General features: G+C 52.5%; 14 protein-coding genes and 1 riboswitch. Of the genes, 10 read left to right on the plus strand and 4 right to left on the minus strand.

What is annotated here, in order from left to right; genetic code table 11:
* Positions 1 to 12: 12 nt before the first annotated feature.
* Positions 13 to 768 carry an EFR1 family ferrodoxin gene (locus tag FGS84_RS09595; RefSeq protein WP_138307874.1) on the plus strand — a complete coding sequence of 252 codons (756 nt, stop codon included), beginning with the start codon at positions 13 to 15 and terminating at the stop codon, positions 766 to 768.
* A 30-nt stretch (positions 769 to 798) separates the two neighbouring features.
* Here FGS84_RS09595 and FGS84_RS09600 read toward each other — a convergent pair whose 3' ends face one another.
* Positions 799 to 1821, minus strand: coding sequence for a PTS sugar transporter subunit IIC (locus FGS84_RS09600; RefSeq protein ID WP_138307877.1), 1023 nt, complete (start codon positions 1819 to 1821; stop codon positions 799 to 801).
* 208 nt (positions 1822 to 2029) lie between these two features.
* On the opposite strand from FGS84_RS09600, the gene FGS84_RS09605 reads away from it, so the two are divergent.
* The 5 genes from FGS84_RS09605 (at position 2030) to FGS84_RS09625 (ending at position 7122) form a co-directional block, all read left to right on the plus strand.
* The gene (locus FGS84_RS09605; protein WP_138307879.1) at positions 2030 to 2596 is read left to right on the plus strand and encodes a phosphatase PAP2 family protein; all 567 of its coding nucleotides are present in this window, start codon (positions 2030 to 2032) and stop codon (positions 2594 to 2596) included.
* Positions 2597 to 2636: 40 nt separating this feature from the next.
* The gene (locus tag FGS84_RS09610) at positions 2637 to 3662 is read left to right on the plus strand and encodes an MBL fold metallo-hydrolase (protein ID WP_138307880.1); all 1026 of its coding nucleotides are present in this window, start codon (positions 2637 to 2639) and stop codon (positions 3660 to 3662) included.
* A gap of 81 nt (positions 3663 to 3743) precedes the next feature.
* A riboswitch (THF riboswitch) is annotated at positions 3744 to 3856 on the plus strand.
* Positions 3857 to 4086: 230 nt separating this feature from the next.
* Positions 4087 to 4659, plus strand: coding sequence for a folate family ECF transporter S component (locus tag FGS84_RS09615; protein WP_138307882.1), 573 nt, complete (start codon positions 4087 to 4089; stop codon positions 4657 to 4659).
* 318 nt (positions 4660 to 4977) lie between these two features.
* Positions 4978 to 6225, plus strand: a complete 1248-nt coding sequence (locus tag FGS84_RS09620) for an NAD(P)-dependent oxidoreductase (protein ID WP_138307884.1) — start codon at positions 4978 to 4980, stop codon at positions 6223 to 6225.
* Between the two features lie 45 nt (positions 6226 to 6270).
* A complete protein-coding gene (locus FGS84_RS09625) occupies positions 6271 to 7122 on the plus strand; it encodes a sugar phosphate isomerase/epimerase family protein (protein ID WP_138307886.1) in 852 nt (283 codons plus the stop codon).
* Between the two features lie 144 nt (positions 7123 to 7266).
* Here FGS84_RS09625 and FGS84_RS09630 read toward each other — a convergent pair whose 3' ends face one another.
* Positions 7267 to 8640 carry an MATE family efflux transporter gene (locus FGS84_RS09630; RefSeq protein ID WP_138307889.1) on the minus strand — a complete coding sequence of 458 codons (1374 nt, stop codon included), beginning with the start codon at positions 8638 to 8640 and terminating at the stop codon, positions 7267 to 7269.
* 391 nt (positions 8641 to 9031) lie between these two features.
* Between FGS84_RS09630 and FGS84_RS09635 the strand changes: the two genes are divergently transcribed.
* The 4 genes from FGS84_RS09635 to FGS84_RS09650 are packed head-to-tail and all read left to right on the plus strand — an operon-like array spanning position 9032 to position 12459.
* Complete coding sequence (locus FGS84_RS09635; protein ID WP_138307891.1) at positions 9032 to 10027, plus strand: ADP-ribosylglycohydrolase family protein; 996 nt, start codon at positions 9032 to 9034, stop codon at positions 10025 to 10027.
* Positions 10024 to 10956 carry a PfkB family carbohydrate kinase gene (locus FGS84_RS09640; protein ID WP_138307892.1) on the plus strand — a complete coding sequence of 311 codons (933 nt, stop codon included), beginning with the start codon at positions 10024 to 10026 and terminating at the stop codon, positions 10954 to 10956. The genes FGS84_RS09635 and FGS84_RS09640 overlap by 4 nt, the downstream gene beginning before the upstream one ends.
* A gap of 26 nt (positions 10957 to 10982) precedes the next feature.
* Positions 10983 to 11669 (plus strand): nicotinamide riboside transporter PnuC, encoded by a 687-nt coding sequence (gene pnuC, locus FGS84_RS09645; RefSeq protein WP_138307894.1) that lies wholly within the window; start codon positions 10983 to 10985, stop codon positions 11667 to 11669.
* A 28-nt stretch (positions 11670 to 11697) separates the two neighbouring features.
* Positions 11698 to 12459, plus strand: coding sequence for a GntR family transcriptional regulator (locus FGS84_RS09650; protein ID WP_240305406.1), 762 nt, complete (start codon positions 11698 to 11700; stop codon positions 12457 to 12459).
* Positions 12460 to 12513: 54 nt separating this feature from the next.
* Here FGS84_RS09650 and FGS84_RS09655 read toward each other — a convergent pair whose 3' ends face one another.
* Positions 12514 to 14073, minus strand: a complete 1560-nt coding sequence (locus FGS84_RS09655) for a polysaccharide biosynthesis protein (protein ID WP_138307899.1) — start codon at positions 14071 to 14073, stop codon at positions 12514 to 12516.
* A 107-nt stretch (positions 14074 to 14180) separates the two neighbouring features.
* Positions 14181 to 15560 carry an MATE family efflux transporter gene (locus FGS84_RS09660; protein WP_138307901.1) on the minus strand — a complete coding sequence of 460 codons (1380 nt, stop codon included), beginning with the start codon at positions 15558 to 15560 and terminating at the stop codon, positions 14181 to 14183.
* Positions 15561 to 15692: the final 132 nt, after the last annotated feature.

Below are 15692 nucleotides of genomic sequence, written 5' to 3' on the forward strand. Positions count from 1 at the left end.
GAGACAACCCTTATGATTCTATATTTTTCTGGAACAGGAAACAGTGAGTATACAGCAAGGAGAATCAGCCTTGAGACAAAGGACAAAATCCTGAATCTGGAAGAAAAAATACGCAGCCGTGATTTTACAGGCATGTACTCGGATACCCCATGGGTGGTGGTTTCCCCCACCTATGCATGGAGAATCCCGCGCATTGTGCAGGAGTGGCTGGAAAACACGGAATTAACCGGAAACAGAAACATATATTTTGTAATGACCTGCGGAGGAAACATTGGAAACGCCGGTAAATACCTGGAAAAATTAGCTGCCGCCAAACACCTGGACTATTCAGGCTGCGCCCAGATAATCATGCCTGAAAACTACATTGCAATGTTTACCACGCCCACACAGGAAGAAGCAGCACGGATAATCCGCCAATCCCAAAGCGCAACCGACAAAACCGCCCGGCTCATCAAACACGGCAGGCCTATCCCCCGGCTTCCCGTAACGCTGAAGGACAGAATCAACAGCGGCATTGTAAACGCACTGTTTTACCCTGTCTTTGTCCACGCCAAAAAGTTCCGCTCCACAGATGCCTGCATCTCCTGCGGAAAATGCGCTGCCGTCTGTCCTTTGAACAACATACGCCTGAAGAACGGAACTCCTGTATGGGGGCAAAGCTGCACCCACTGCATGGCCTGCATCAGCCGCTGTCCGGCCAAAGCCATTGAATACGGGAAACACAGCCAGAACCTGCCGCGTTACACCTGCCCTGAACATATAAGCTGAATACGAACCACAAGAATAAACCCTTCCATTTTACAAATTCAGCTTCAAATCCCCCTCCTTAATCCACCCCATCTTCCGCAGCACCTCTCCAAACACAAAGGTCAGCACAGCGGGCAGCAGGAAGCACACCAAAAGGATGCCCACCCACATCCTGGTCCCGCCGCCCATGGCCGTGTATACGCCGATGGGGCCTACCAGACCGCAGGTGCCCATGCCTGACCCGGCAGGGATGTTTTCCAGGCAAAAGACCATGGTGGCTATGGGGCCAGTAATCATGGATGCCAGTGTGGGAGGTATCCAGATACGGGGATTCAGCACGATGTTGCCCATCTGCAGCATACTGGTTCCCAGGCCCTGGGCCATCAGTCCGCCCACTTTATTCTCCCGGTAGCTCATGACGGCAAAGCCAATCATCTGGGCGCAGCAGCCGGCTGTGGCTGCTCCCCCGGCCAGTCCGTCCAGGGATAAGGCGATACAGATGGCTGCACTGCTGATGGGAAGGGTCAGGGCAATGCCGATAAGGGCCGACACCAGGATTCCCATGATAAAGGGCTGCATTTCCGTGGCCGTCTTTACCAGATTCCCAAACCAGCTCATGAATCCGGCCACGCCGGGTCCTACAAACTGGGCCACCAGCACACCGGATATAATGGTGAGTCCGGGGGTTACAATGATGTCCAGGCGGGTTTCCTTGGATACAATTTTGCCTAGTTCAGCCGCCACAATGGTGGCCACCAGAGCGCCAACAGGACCTCCCAGGGCATTGCCCGCAATGCCTACCGTGGCGGCGGAGAACAGCACCAGCTGGGGCGCTTTTAAGGCGTGGGCAATGGCGATGCCAAGGGCTGCGCCGGTAGCGCTTTTTGCATAGTCCGCAATGACATTGAAAATTTCTATCTGGAACTGCTGCCCCAGGGTACCGAAAATGGTGCCGATGAGAAGGGATGCAAACAGGCCGAAGGCCATGGCTCCCAGGGCGTCAATCAGATAGGTCTGTACCGTGATGTTTACATTTTTCCGCTTCAGGAATTCTTTCACACTTGATTTTGCCATACTCATATTCTCCCTTTTTCCGGGCTGGGGGGTGTATTAGCATTGATACGCTCCGGAGCCTTTATTTTGTTAGGGATTTTATCACATATTCATAAAAATGCAAGGATTTTGACTAAAATCGCAATTTTTGTTAAAATATTAACAGATTGCAAAATGATATGGTGTGGGATATAATGGTATGAACAGGGGATATTAACCTGGAAATGAGGTGGACGGTATCGAATTCCGGATTTTATATACACTGCAGGAACTTCACACGCCTTTGGTAGACGGGCTTATGGTGTTCATTACCTCTCTGGGCGACCACGGATGGTTCTGGCTCCTTATGGGTGTCCTGCTTTTTTCATTTCCAAGAACCAGGCTTTTGGGAGGATGCATGCTGGTATCCATAGCAGCCGGATTCCTTTTGGGCAATGTACTGCTTAAGAATATGATAGCCAGGCAGCGGCCCTGCTGGCTGGAGCCTGCCGTGGAGCTGCTGGTCCGTGTGCCCGGGGATTATTCCTTTCCCTCCGGACATTCCCTGGTGAGCTTTGAGGGAGCGGTCTGTATTTTCCTTTTTAACAGGAAATGGGGAATTCCCGCCCTTATGCTGGCTGTGCTCATCGCATTTTCCAGACTGTATCTCTTTGTCCATTTTCCCACGGATGTGCTGGCAGGAAGCATGATGGGAACCCTGATTGCCTGGTCCGTGGTGAGTACAGCTAAAAGGCGGCGGCAAAACAGGGATTGTATAGGGGAAGAACCATGCCAAGGTGGCAAACCCGCAGAATAAAATGACCATAGAATGACAGAATGAAAGACAGGTGGAAGTTATGTTGGAACGCGCTCCGGGAATTTTTGAAGTGGAGCTTCACAGCAATCAGAAAAGTATTGATGAGATTAAGATATTCCTCATTCCCGGAAAGGATGGGGGAAGAAGCCTGATGGTGGACGCTGGTTTCCGCAGCAGGACGTGTCTGCGCGTCATGGAAGCGGAGCTGGAAAAGCTGGGAATCACCTATGACAGGCTGGATATATTCCTGACCCACAAGCACCATGACCACTGCGGCCTGGCCAGCGAGTATGCGGCCAGAGGCGCAAGGCTGTTCATGAATCCCCAGGAAGACAGGCACTGCTATGACTGCCTTTACTACAATCACAGCCACGGCTCCACGGAGGACCAGCCCCAGGTGCTGCAGAGCGTTGGGGTGACAGAGGATGGGACGCCGGAGATTTGGAACATGTTTATGGAAGTGAACCGCAGGATTCGGGAGAACAGGGGATGGGAATTTGAGATACCGGGATATCCCTACACACCGGTCAATGAGGGGCAGATTCTGAGCTATGGGGATTATGACCTGGAGACAGTGGGGCTTAAGGGACATACCTACGGGCAGATGGGACTTTACGACCGGAAGCATAAGATTCTCTTTAGCGCGGACCAGGTCATTGACGGCATTGTGCCTATTGTGGGCACCACCTATCCGGATGAGCATCTGCTTAAGGGGTATTTTGATTCCCTGGAAAGGCTGAAGCACCGGTACGGTGACTGCCTGATTCTCCCGGCGCACAAGGAACCCATCCGGGACGTGAAGCGGGTGGTGGACCGGATTGTATTTGCTTATCTGGATAAGACGGACTTAATCAAGCATATCCTGGACCACGGCCATCACAGGATGACCACCAAGGAGGTGGCCTGCCTGGCTTACGGCATAGACCATGTGCCCAGGGACCAGTCGGAGTTTATCAAGCTTAAAATGGTTATCAGCAAGACCTTTTCCTGTCTGGAATACCTGTATGATGAGGATTTCGCCATCCGCACCCTGGAGAATGGGACTTATTACTGGGAAGCTCCGTAAGGGGTAGCGGGAGCGGGAAAATAAAAAAGTGCTTGCATATCTTTATATATGGTGTATAGTAGAAGATACAATAAAAACAGAAGCAGAGTAGGTATATGTGCGTTAAGTGCCGGCTGGACAGGGAGTTGTCAGCTGGACGAAAGAGGATTCCCCAAGGGAATCTCCCTGCGGTGCATATGCTGCATCCCGCTGCAACAGAGATAGATGGAGCGGCCTGTTTTATGTGCAGCCGGTTTACACCGGTTAAAAGCGTGTTTGGAATTCTGTGACGAAGCACGTTCTCGCACAGGGAAGCCATGTCCCGGCATAAATGTGGATATGGTTCCCGGGGCCGTTTTTTGTATGCCAGGAAGAAAGGTTCCTGCACCTGCCATTGTATATCTCCGTTTGTAGTCCGTGAAATCTGCAAAGGAGGTAATGAATCATGAAGAAATTAGCAGAACTGTTTGGCAGCTCCTCCCGGGAGCTAAAGAGTGTCAGGACCATCACTGTGTGCGCCATGCTGGCGGCGGCCGCAATCATCCTGGTGAATTTCCGTATTGAGCTGACCAGCACCCAGAGAATCGGTTTTTCCGGCATACCCAACCAGTTAGTGGCCTATCTTTTTGGTCCTGCGGTCAGCTGTCTGTTCGCAGGGGCGCTGGACATTGTCAAATATCTCATAAAGCCGGTGGGCGCCTTTTTTCCCGGCCTGACGCTGGTGACCATGCTGGCCGGCCTGATTTACGGGTTTTTCTTATACAGGAAGCCGTTAAAATTCACCAGGGTTCTGGCAGCCCATTTCCTGGTCTGCCTGGTGTGCAACGTGATTCTCAACACCCTGTGCCTCAGTATTCTGTACGGGCAGGCATTCATGATACTTCTGCCTCCCAGAATCATACAGAACCTGGTGAAATGGCCCATTGATTCCTTTATCTTTTACAATGTGGCCAGGATGCTGGAGCTGTCCGGCGTGTTCCGGATTGTCAGGGGAAGCAGGGCAGCGGTGACGCGGTAGCCGGAAGCAGATTAAAAGTTATTTATTTAACGGGTGAAGCATTTAACAAGAACCGGCAGGGACAGACACGCAGAGTCCCCTGCTGTTTACAGCAAATTGCCCCCGGGCTTCAGGTGTAAAACCTGTCCCGGGGGCATTCTGCTGCCATGGGGCCGGGGCCGGTGGGAATTCTCTCTCAGAATTGCCGGTGGGCCCCGTTATTTTTGCGACAGGCTGTTTTGCAAAAAGTACATTGGCGCTGTTGATTCGCCCGGAGGGCTGTGCTATGATTGGGGCTGCAAAAATGAGATGAAAGCAGTTTAAAGGAGGAACCATGCCATGGCAGTTCATGTAATCGACGAAGCCAGCCGTTGTCTTCAGTGTAAGAAACCCATGTGTCAGCAGGGATGCCCAATCCACACCCCCATACCCGCAATGATTAAGGCCCTGAAAGAAGGGGGACTGGAAGAAGCAGGCGCCATGCTGTTTTCCAATAACCCCATGTCATTGGTGTGTTCCCTTGTATGCAATCATGAGCGGCAGTGCGAGGGCCACTGTGTCCTGGGAAGGAAGGGACAGCCGGTCCATGTGAGCAGTATAGAAAATTATATATCAGATACATGCCTGGAGCGCATTGACATCCGGTGCCAGCCAAAGAACGGAACAAAAGTGGCTGTTATCGGGGCAGGACCCGCGGGAATCACCATCGCCATCCTGCTGACAAAGAAAGGATACAGTGTGACCATCTTTGACTCCAGGGACAAGATTGGCGGCGTACTGCAGTATGGAATACCTGAATTCCGCCTGCCAAAGTCCATTCTGGAGCGCTATAAGAAGAAGCTTCTGTCCATGGGAATCAGGATTCGTCCCAACACCACCATCGGAGGCGCGCTGGAAATCAAGGACCTGTTCCGGGACGGGTATGAGAGCATTTTCATCGGCACCGGCGTGTGGCGTCCAAAGAAGCTGGGAATCAAGGGAGAGTCCCTGGGAAATGTCCATTTTGCCATTGACTATCTGGCCAACCCGGATGCCTATGACCTGGGGGACCGGGTGGCCATCATCGGGGTGGGGAATTCCGCCATGGACGTGGCCAGGACCGTTATCCGCAAGGGCTCCCACCATGTAACCCTCTATGCCAGGGGAAGCCACTCAGACGCCAGCCTTCACGAAACCCAGTATGCCATGCTGGACGGGGCTAAATTCGAGTTTAACCGGAATGTGGTGGAAATCAATGACAATGGACCTGTATTCCAGCAGATTCTGTACGATGAGGAGGGAAATGTGACAGGTTATTCCCGGGAGCAGGAGCAGATTTACGCTGACTCTGTCATTATTTCCATCAGCCAGGGGCCAAAGAGCAAGCTGGTCAACACCACACAAGGACTGAAAGCCACCAGAAACGGCCTTCTGGAGACAGATGAACAGGGGGAGACAACGGTGGAGGGAATCTTTGCCTCCGGCGACGTGGTTTTGGGAGCCAAGACAGTGGTGGAGGCTGTGGCCTATTCCAAAACCGTCGCAGATGCCATGGATGCCTATATGAAGGAAAAAGCAGGGAAGAAAAAGATGGAAAACCTGGAATAACCGTGGTAAAATAGGACTTGAGAACGTTTGCAAAGGAGAGAGGCCATGAAACTGAATACAGGCATGAGATGCCATGATTTATGTCCCAGGATGGAAATGGAAAAGCTGTTTGCCCGGGTGAGGGAACATGATATCCATCAGATTCAGCTGGCATTTGGAAAGTCCATCAGCGATTATGATTTTACCACAGGCCGTTACAGCAGCGGATTCGCCCGGGCCATTGCCGGGGAGCTGGAGAAGAATAGCATCCATGTGGCTGTGCTGGGCTGTTATATCAATCCCACCAATCCCGTTGAGTCCAGACGGCGGTCAGAGGTGGCGCGTTTCATAGAACACCTGAAATATGCCAGAATCATCGGGGCAGATATGGTGGGGACTGAGACCGGACGCCTGGACCCGGATTTCAGGGTCACAGAGGAAACCTATACAGAAGACGCCTACCAGCTGCTTCTCAAGAGCATGAAGGAGATTGTGGCTGCGGCTGAGAAGCTGGGCGTCATCGTGGGCGTGGAGGGCGTATTTAACCACACTCTGTACAGCCCGGCCAGGATGAAACGCTTCCTGGAGGACATTAATTCCCCCAATGTGGAGGTGATACTGGATGCTGTAAACCTGATTCATCCGGATGAAACGGAGCCTGAGGCCCAGGAGCGTGTCATTGACAGGGCCTTTGCATACTACGGCGACCGCATAGGGGCCCTTCATGTGAAGGATTTTGTCTTTGACGGGCAGGAACAGCTGTTCCGCCATGTGGGAGACGGGCTGTTCCGGTATGAACCCCTTATGAGGCATGTAAAGAAAATGAAGCCCCACATCGCCATGCTGCTGGAGAATTCCAGCCAGGAGCGGTATCATGGGGATGTGGAGTTCCTTCAGAGGATTTACGACCAGGTCTGAAGCCTGGACAGGGACCAGAGATAAATTTAACATAACAACACCCCAAGGCTTCCGAAAACAAGGCAGCCTTGGGGTGTTGTATATTGTGTGGGCATTCTGCTCCAATTATCTGCCTGAACCGTCTGCTCCGGCTGGCTGCCGGAATCAGGCGGAAAGCTCCCGCTTCATTTTCCGGAAGGAAAGAATGAACAGGGTTACGGTGGTGCACACTGCGATGGTGTCGGCAATGGGTTCGGCCACAAATACGGCAAATACCTTATTTTCAAAGAGGTTAGGCAGAATATAAATAAGGGGTATCAGCAGGATGACCTTGCGCAGCAGGGCCAGGAACAGGGAGGTCTTGCTGTCGCCGATGGCGATAAAGGTCTGCTGGCATGCCAGCTGGGCTCCAAAGAGCAGGGAAGCCGCCATATAGATGCGGATGGACCACTGGCTGAACGCTGTCAGGGCAGGGTCCTGGGTGAAAATACGGATATAAACCATGGGAGCGAACATGGCTACGGCCCAGAGCGCAGTGGAGTAGGCCATACATGAAGCCAGCAGCAGGCGGAAGGTCCTGCTTACACGGTCCAGCTTCCTGGCCCCGTAGTTAAAGCTGATGATGGGCTGGGCACCCTGGGTCAGTCCCTGGAGGGGGAGAAGGGAGAACTGCATTACGCTTCCCATAATGGTCATGGCGCCTACTGCCACATCGCCTCCGTATTTTAACAGGGAGGTATTAAAACAGATGTTCAGGATGCTTTCCGTGAACTGCATAACAAAGGGGGCGGCGCCCAGTGCAATGGCCGGCATGAGGATTTCCCTTCTGGGCCGCATGTAACAGGTGCGTATCTTAAGGTAGCTTTTATTGGATATAAGAAACAGGACCACCCAGGCAGCGGAGATTCCCTGGGAGATAATGGTTGCCAGGGCCGCGCCCCGTACGCCCATGTGGAACACAAACATGAGGATGGGGTCCAGGATGATGTTGCATATGGCTCCGATGAGCACGGTGTACATGCCTGTCTTGGCATATCCCTGGGCGTTGATGAAGGCATTGAGTCCCAGGGCCAGCTGTACGAAAATGGTTCCCAGGGAATAAATCTGCATGTAAGCCCAGCCATATTCTATTGTATTGCCGCTGGCGCCGAACATCAGCAGAATGCGGCGGCCGAAGATGAGGAAAAAGGCGGTCAGCACAACGGCCACGGTTATGAGGGCAGTGGTGCAGTTGCCCAGGATGTTTTCGGCCTCCTCCTTCCTGCCCTTGCCCAGCATGATGGACGCCCTGGGAGCGCCGCCCATGCTCACCAGGGCGGCAAAGGCTGAAATTGCCATGATGACCGGGAAGGTGACGCCTACGCCTGTAAGTGCGTTGGCGCCTTCGCCGGGCAGATGGCCGATGTACATACGGTCTACCATGTTATACAGCACGTTGATGATTTGGGCTGTAATGGCCGGCAGGGCCAACTGAAAAAGAAGTTTCCCCACGCTTCCTGTGCCCAGGTCCACCTCTTTTGCTTCTCTGTTTTTTTCCATATAAATCACAATCCTTTCGTATTTCAAAAATAACCATTTAAATACTATATCTCGAAACCATGGGAAAGTCAACCTGGGAAGCGGATGGCAAAAAGCTGAAAAAACCGGCCCTTCGGGACGTAATCCATGCTGTATGGAATTCATGACAGACCGGTATACCACATCCCTTCCCCTTTTAAACAGAAATGGGCGGTTTAGGATGATTTCTGCTTTGGTTGTGTAAAATACACAAAAATAAGAGGGGAAAAAACGAAAAATAATTATGTTTTATGTCTATATGCATAAAGATACAATTTTATATTGACAGGAATGTCAGATAAGATTATATTGCAAATAACAATACAAGTTGTAATGACAAAATGTAATAATAAATTTACCAGGAGGAAACAGTATGAAAGACAAAATTGCCGGCGCCCTGTACGGGATGGCTCTGGGCGATGCCATGGGCATGCCTGCCGAGTTGTGGGGAAGGAAGAGAGTGAAGGCGTTTTTCGGCCGGATTGAGGGATTTTTAGACGGACCGGCTGAGAATGATGTGGCATTTAATTATAAAAAAGGCCAGTTTACCGATGATACGGGCCAGGCCCTTGTGCTGCTGGATTCCATTGCATCCACTGGTTATGAACCGGACACCAGGGACATTGCCTTAAGAATGCTGGCCTGGGCTGAGAAGGAAAATGCCTTTGAGAACAATATCCTGGGCCCCACCTCCAAGGTGGCCCTGGCCAATTTCCGGGACGGCATCCAGGATTCCAGGATTACGGACAAGGCATTATCCAACGGAAGCGCCATGAGGATTGCCCCCATCGGCTGCCTCTTCAGGCCGGAGCAGAAGGAGGATATAGCCAGGTACGTGTACCAGGTGTCAAGGGCCACCCATACCAGCGATGTGACCATAGCCGGTGCAGCCATGATTGCAGCCGCTGTGAGCTCGGCCATTGTGAAGGATGATTTTGAGGAAATTATGGAGGATGTGTTTGGGATTGAGGAGATAGGCTGCAGCCTGGGATGTGAGACGTTCAGCCCGAAACTGGGAGAGCGCCTGCGGATTGGACTGGAGATTGCCAGGACGCATAAGGGGGACGAGGAAGGATTTATCCGCAGGCTTTACGATGTGGTGGGCACCGGAGTGGGCATCATCGAGTCTGTACCGGCTGCCCTGTCCGTGGCATATTTTGCCCAGGACCCAAACCGGTCCTGCCTGCTCTGCGCCAATATGGCAGGCGACACCGATACCATCGGGGCCATGGCAACGGCTGTCTGCGGCGCATTTACAGGGGCCGGACAGATAAAACAGGAATACATTGACACCCTGAGACAGCAGAATGATGCTGACTTTGACCATTACATCCGGATACTGGAAATAGGAAGGGAGAGACTTGCATGAAAACCCTGGTAATAGGCGCAGCCATCATTGATATCATAATGAAAATCAAACGCCTGCCCAAAAGCGGAGAGGACATTCTGTGCAGCGAAACCATGACCACGGTGGGGGGATGCGCTTACAATGTGGCCGGCACCCTGCGGGGCTTTGGCGTGGAACACGACCTGTTTGTGCCTGTGGGAAGGGGGATGTACGGGGATATGATTGCCGGGGATTTGGAGAACCTGGGATACCCCATCCTTATCAGGGAAGAGGAGAGGGACAACGGTTACTGCCTGTGCCTGGTGGAGGAGGACGGAGAGCGCACCTTCATCACGGTAAAGGGAGCTGAAGGCTGTTTCCGTTCATCCTGGTTTGAACCGCTGTCCCCGGATGCTTATGACAGCATCTATGTAGCCGGGTACCAGGTGTGCGGCGGCGGCCGCCGGGTTATATCCGGCTGGATGGAGAGCGCCGGGGACAGTCTGAGGGAGAAGCGGGTTTTCTTTGCTCCGGGACCTGTTATAACCGGGATAGAGTCACCGGTGATGGAGCGCATCCTGTCGGTGAATCCCATTCTCCACATCAATGAGAAAGAAGCCTTTGATTATACAAAGCAGGCAACGGTGGAGGACTGCCTGAGGTACCTGCACAGTCTGAACCACAATCTTGTGGTGGTGACCATGGGAGCTGCCGGCACCATGTATTATGACGGCAGGGTGATGAAGTCAGTGCCTGCTGTCAAGACAAAGGTAAAGGATACCATAGGGGCGGGGGACAGCCATGTGGCTGCCATGATTGCGGGATACTATAAAGGGCTGGATACGGAGCAATGCGTAAGGCTGGCCAACCGGGTAGCCGCAAGTATCGTAGGCATACAGGGGCCGGTGATGACCATGGAGATGTTTGAGCAGCAGGATTTCATATCAGATATTCTGGATGGCTGTATATAAAAAACGAATGCGGAGGGGAATTTCATATGAATAAAATAAAAGAGTTCTTTCATGATTGGAGCATATTTGAAAAAGTCTGGCTGGTTTTTGTTTGCTCCCTGATGGCCGTCATATGGTTCATCAACGGGGATACGCCGTTCATGCTGGTGCTGAGCCTTACAGGCAGCCTGAACCTGGTGCTGGGAGCCAAGGGCAAGGTGGCAGGACTGTATTTTGCCATCATTAACAGCGCCATGTATGCGTACCAGTGCATGGGTATACCGCTGTACGGCGAGGTAATGTACAATGTACTCTACAGCATACCGGTCAGCGCCACGGCCATCTATCTGTGGAAAAAGAACGCGACCAGCGACGGCGAGGTCAGATTCCGCACCATGACGCCTAAGCTCATTGCAGGGGTAGCGGCAGCAACAGCCCTGGGAGTATGGGGTTATTCGGAAGTGTTAAAATACATGGGCGGTTCCTTCGCGTTTATGGATTCACTGACAACCGTGGTTTCAGTCATTGCCAGTATGCTCTACCTGCTCCGTTACTCCGAACAGTGGCTTATGTGGGTCATTGTCAACGCCCTTTCCATTATTATGTGGATTATGGTGTTTGCATCAGGAGATACCACGGCCCTGCTCATCATTGTGATGAAGACCGTGAACCTGCTGAATTCCCTCTACGGATACATGAACTGGAAGAAAATATCCCGGAAAACAGCGGCATAAGTTGAAAGAATGTCTCTCTCAGTATATAATGATAAAAACAGTAAGTGAACGGATTGAGGTTATCATGAGAGAGAAATTAGCCAAATATGAGCAAATCAGACAGGATATCATACATAAAATCGAGAGCATGGAATACAGGCCCAACCAGGTCATTCCATCGGAATATGAACTGTGCGCGTCCTATGGAGTAAGCAGGATTACGGTCCGAAAGGCCATAGACGAGCTGGTCCATGAGGGGTTTCTCTACCGCATCAAGGGAAAAGGAAGCTTTGTCCGCGACCATGCGTCGGAGGGATTGTCACGCATCTACAGCTTTACCGAAGCCATCCTCCATCAGGGGAAGACACCGTCCAAGAAGCTTTTATCCCTGACTGTTAAGGAAGCGGATGCCGATGTAAGGCGCAGAATGGGTTTAAAGGAAAAGGAGGAGGTCTATGTCATCAAGAGCATTTACTATGCTGACGGCAGTCCGTACTGCATCAACACCTCCATTCTTCCAAGAAAGCTGTTCCCAAAGCTGGAGCTGTTTGATTTCAACCATAACTCCCTGTATGAGGTGCTGAAATCCTTTTACCAGCTCTCCTTCACAAAGGCGCGCCAGATTTTAAACGCCACATTGGGAAACAGTGAAATCTACGGGTATCTGGAGACAGAACAGAACCAGCCCCTTCTCAAAATAAACGCCACATCGTTCTGTCTGTATAATGATAATGAGACTGTGTTTGAGATATATGAATCTTATATATTGACGGACATCCTAAGCTATTATGTGGAAAAATATAATACGTAAGAAGTGTTCCGCAGATATACGGCGCACAGCCAGGGAAAAGCGGTCCCTGCCAGTCTATGGCAGGGGCCGCTTTTTGTGGAACAGGAGCAGAAGTCCCATGTAGCTGAAGCAAAGGAACAGAATCTGCACCGCTGTCATGATAAAGAGGGGCAGCTCCTTAAGCCAGACGCAGGCCTGGGTGAATGCCAGGTACATGCCGATGGATACCAGCAAAAGGAGCACAGGCTTAATAATCATGTTGGCGGTGTCCCAGCGGAAGGGGACCAGGCGTTTTACCGCAAGAAAGCACATAAGGGCCAGGGCCAGCTCACTGGCCAGCATACCCCACAGGTATCCCAGGATTCCGTATCGGGGGATGGCAAAGAGCACAAATGCCAGCCGGATGACCATGGCGCACACATTCTGGAAAAAGGTGGAGGAGGTTCTCCCGAGGCCGTTCAGGATGCTTCCCATGGTGGTTGCCAGGTACATGAAAGGACACAGCCAGGAAAGGATGGTGATATAGGTACCGGCATTCTGGTCGTGGAAAACGCTGACGCCAAGCTGGTTCCCGAAGAGAGTGAATATGCCGATGCACAGTACGCCCATATAGCAGCTGTAGCGCAGGGACATGGATATCATGGAGGAAATACGGGCCTCATTGCCGTCCGCCTGGGCTTCGGCCACCGTGGGCAGAAGAAGCACTGCCATGGAGTTGGTGATGGCAGAGGGAAACAGGATGAAAGGCAGGGCCATGCTGGTCAGCACGCCGTATACGGACAGGGCCTCGGAATTGGTAAGGCCGGAGCTCATCAGCCGGTTGGGAATCCATATGGCTTCCGCGCTTCCCAGCACATTAAGTATAAGGCGGTTTCCCATGAGGGGAAGAGCCAGGGCCATAAGAGGGGCAGCGGTGGCGCTGAAGGAGAGGGGGATGGCTGGCGCGCGGCGGGAATCCCCATCCTTATGGGGCGGAAAAAATCCAAGGCAGAACACAGTGAATACAGCAGAGGCCATCTCGCCAATCAGGTGTCCGTATACAGCAAGGCTTACCGTAATCTGGCGTCCTGATTCCAGCCAGACGCTGGCAATGAGGAATACGGCGCCCATGCGTATGACCTGCTCCGCTACCTGGGAGAAGGCGGGGACCCGGGCTTTCTGCATGCCGTAGTAATAACCGTTGATGCAGGCGTGAAGGGCTGCAAAGGGGACGGACACTGCCATCACCGGAAGGTAGGGGGCGCACCGGGGCTCCAGCAGAAGCTTCTCTGCCAGAAATCCGGCATTTCCATAGATGCCCCAGGCCAGGAGGAAGGACATGCCCATGGCAATGACCAGACCCGTCCTGAACACGGCCTTGCCCCGGGACTGGTTGGCAGCCACGTACTGTGAAAGAGCAGTCTGGATGGAGCCTGCACAGACAGCAAAACAAATGCTGAATATGGGATGCACCATATTGTATATACCCAGTCCCTCTGCGCCGATGGTCCTGGACATGAAGATCCGGTAAAAGAATCCCAGAATCCTGCATATGAATCCGGTGGAGGTCAGAAGCAGGGTTCCGGTAATAAAGGCCATTTTCCTGGGGGAAAGGCGCTTGGAAACAGGGGAGGATGCAGTCAATGATTGATTCATAAACGCTCCTGGTGATGGGAATTATTAAAAATATATGATAAATTCCGGGATGTAGAACACATGGCAGGGAGTTTTAGGGGCTGCCCCGCGCAATTTTAAAGCGCTCCCTAAACAGCTGTTTTTACAGACTGTTCCATCCTGGTAAATTCCCTGAATATACCCCGTATAATGACCACTGTTAGAACCAGGGTGCCGATGTCGGCAATGGGCTGGGCAATCTGGATGCCAAACAAGCCCAGAAAATGGGTGGCAATGAGCAGCACCGGTATGAGGAACAGTCCCTGACGCGAGATGGCTAAAAGAGTGGCGCGGAACCCGTAGCCGATGGACTGGGACATCATATTGCTCATGGTCAGGAATCCGTTCATCCACATGGTGGCAATCTGCAGCCGCAGCGCCAGGGTGCCGATGGCAATGACCTCGGGGTCATTTTTCCGGAACAGACTGATTACATGTCCGGAGACAAGGAACCCGCCGGCGCAGACCGCCAGCAGCGCACAGGTGGTGAATTTCACGCAGAACCAGTAGGCCTGACGGACCCGGCTGTATTTTTTTGCGCCATAGGAAAAGCCGCACACTGGCTGGAAACCCTGGCCAAAACCGATGACGGCTGAGTTGACGAAGTAGACCAGGCGGTTCACAATGGCCATGGCGGCAATGGCAGCATCGCCAAAGGGATGAGCCGTTGTATTTAAAACAATGGTTGCAATGCTGGCCATTCCCTGGCGGGTCAGGGAGGGAAGGCCGCCGTTCAGGATTTTGCCGTACAGGGTAATGGATGGGCGGAAATTGGAGAAACGGATGGGGATGCATTCCCTGCGCAGATTGCACTGGGCCAGGAGAATACAGAAGCTGATGAACTGGGACAGTCCGGTGGCGATGGCGGCTCCGGAGGTGCCCAGGCCCAGCCCGAAGATGAAAATGGGGTCCAGGGCAATGTTAAGGATACCGCCGGTGGTAATTCCCACCATGGCAAAGGCCGCCAGGCCCTGGAGCCGCAGCAGGTTATTCATAATGAAGGAACACATCATGAAGGGGGTGGCCAGGAAGATATAGCGGGCATACTCCACCGCATAAGGCTTGATGGTTTCCGTGGCTCCCAGAAGCATGACAATCTGGTCGATGTGGAACAGGCAGAAAGCGCCCAGGCAGGTGCCCAGGATGAAACCGGTGAAAAATGCCACGGAAACAGCCTGTTCCCCGTCCTCATGCCGTCCTGCTCCCAGACACCTGGCCATGTAGTTGCCGCTTCCCATGCCGATGGTAAAGGAAAGGGCCTGGATGATGGCCATGGCCGAGAATATGATGCCCACAGCGCCTGAGGCGCTGGTCCCCAGCTGGCTCACAAAAAATGTGTCAGCCATGTTGTAGATAGCGCTGACCATCATGCTGATGATGGTGGGAATGGCAAGGCGTGGGATGACCTTGCGGATGTCTCCGTTTACAAGCATTTCATACCGTTCTTTTTCCGCTTCATTTGTGCTCATGATGTACCGTCCTTTTGCGTATCTTTATCCCTCTATTATAAGATGGGGCGGAGGGGAATGTCAATGTGGGCGGAGATGGGGACAGGGGAGGAATTTGGGGTTAATTAGGGGGAAATGCTGACTTTATGGCGG

It is taken from the genome of Clostridium sp. 1001271st1 H5 (assembly GCF_005845215.1).
Lineage (GTDB): Bacteria > Bacillota > Clostridia > Lachnospirales > Lachnospiraceae > Enterocloster.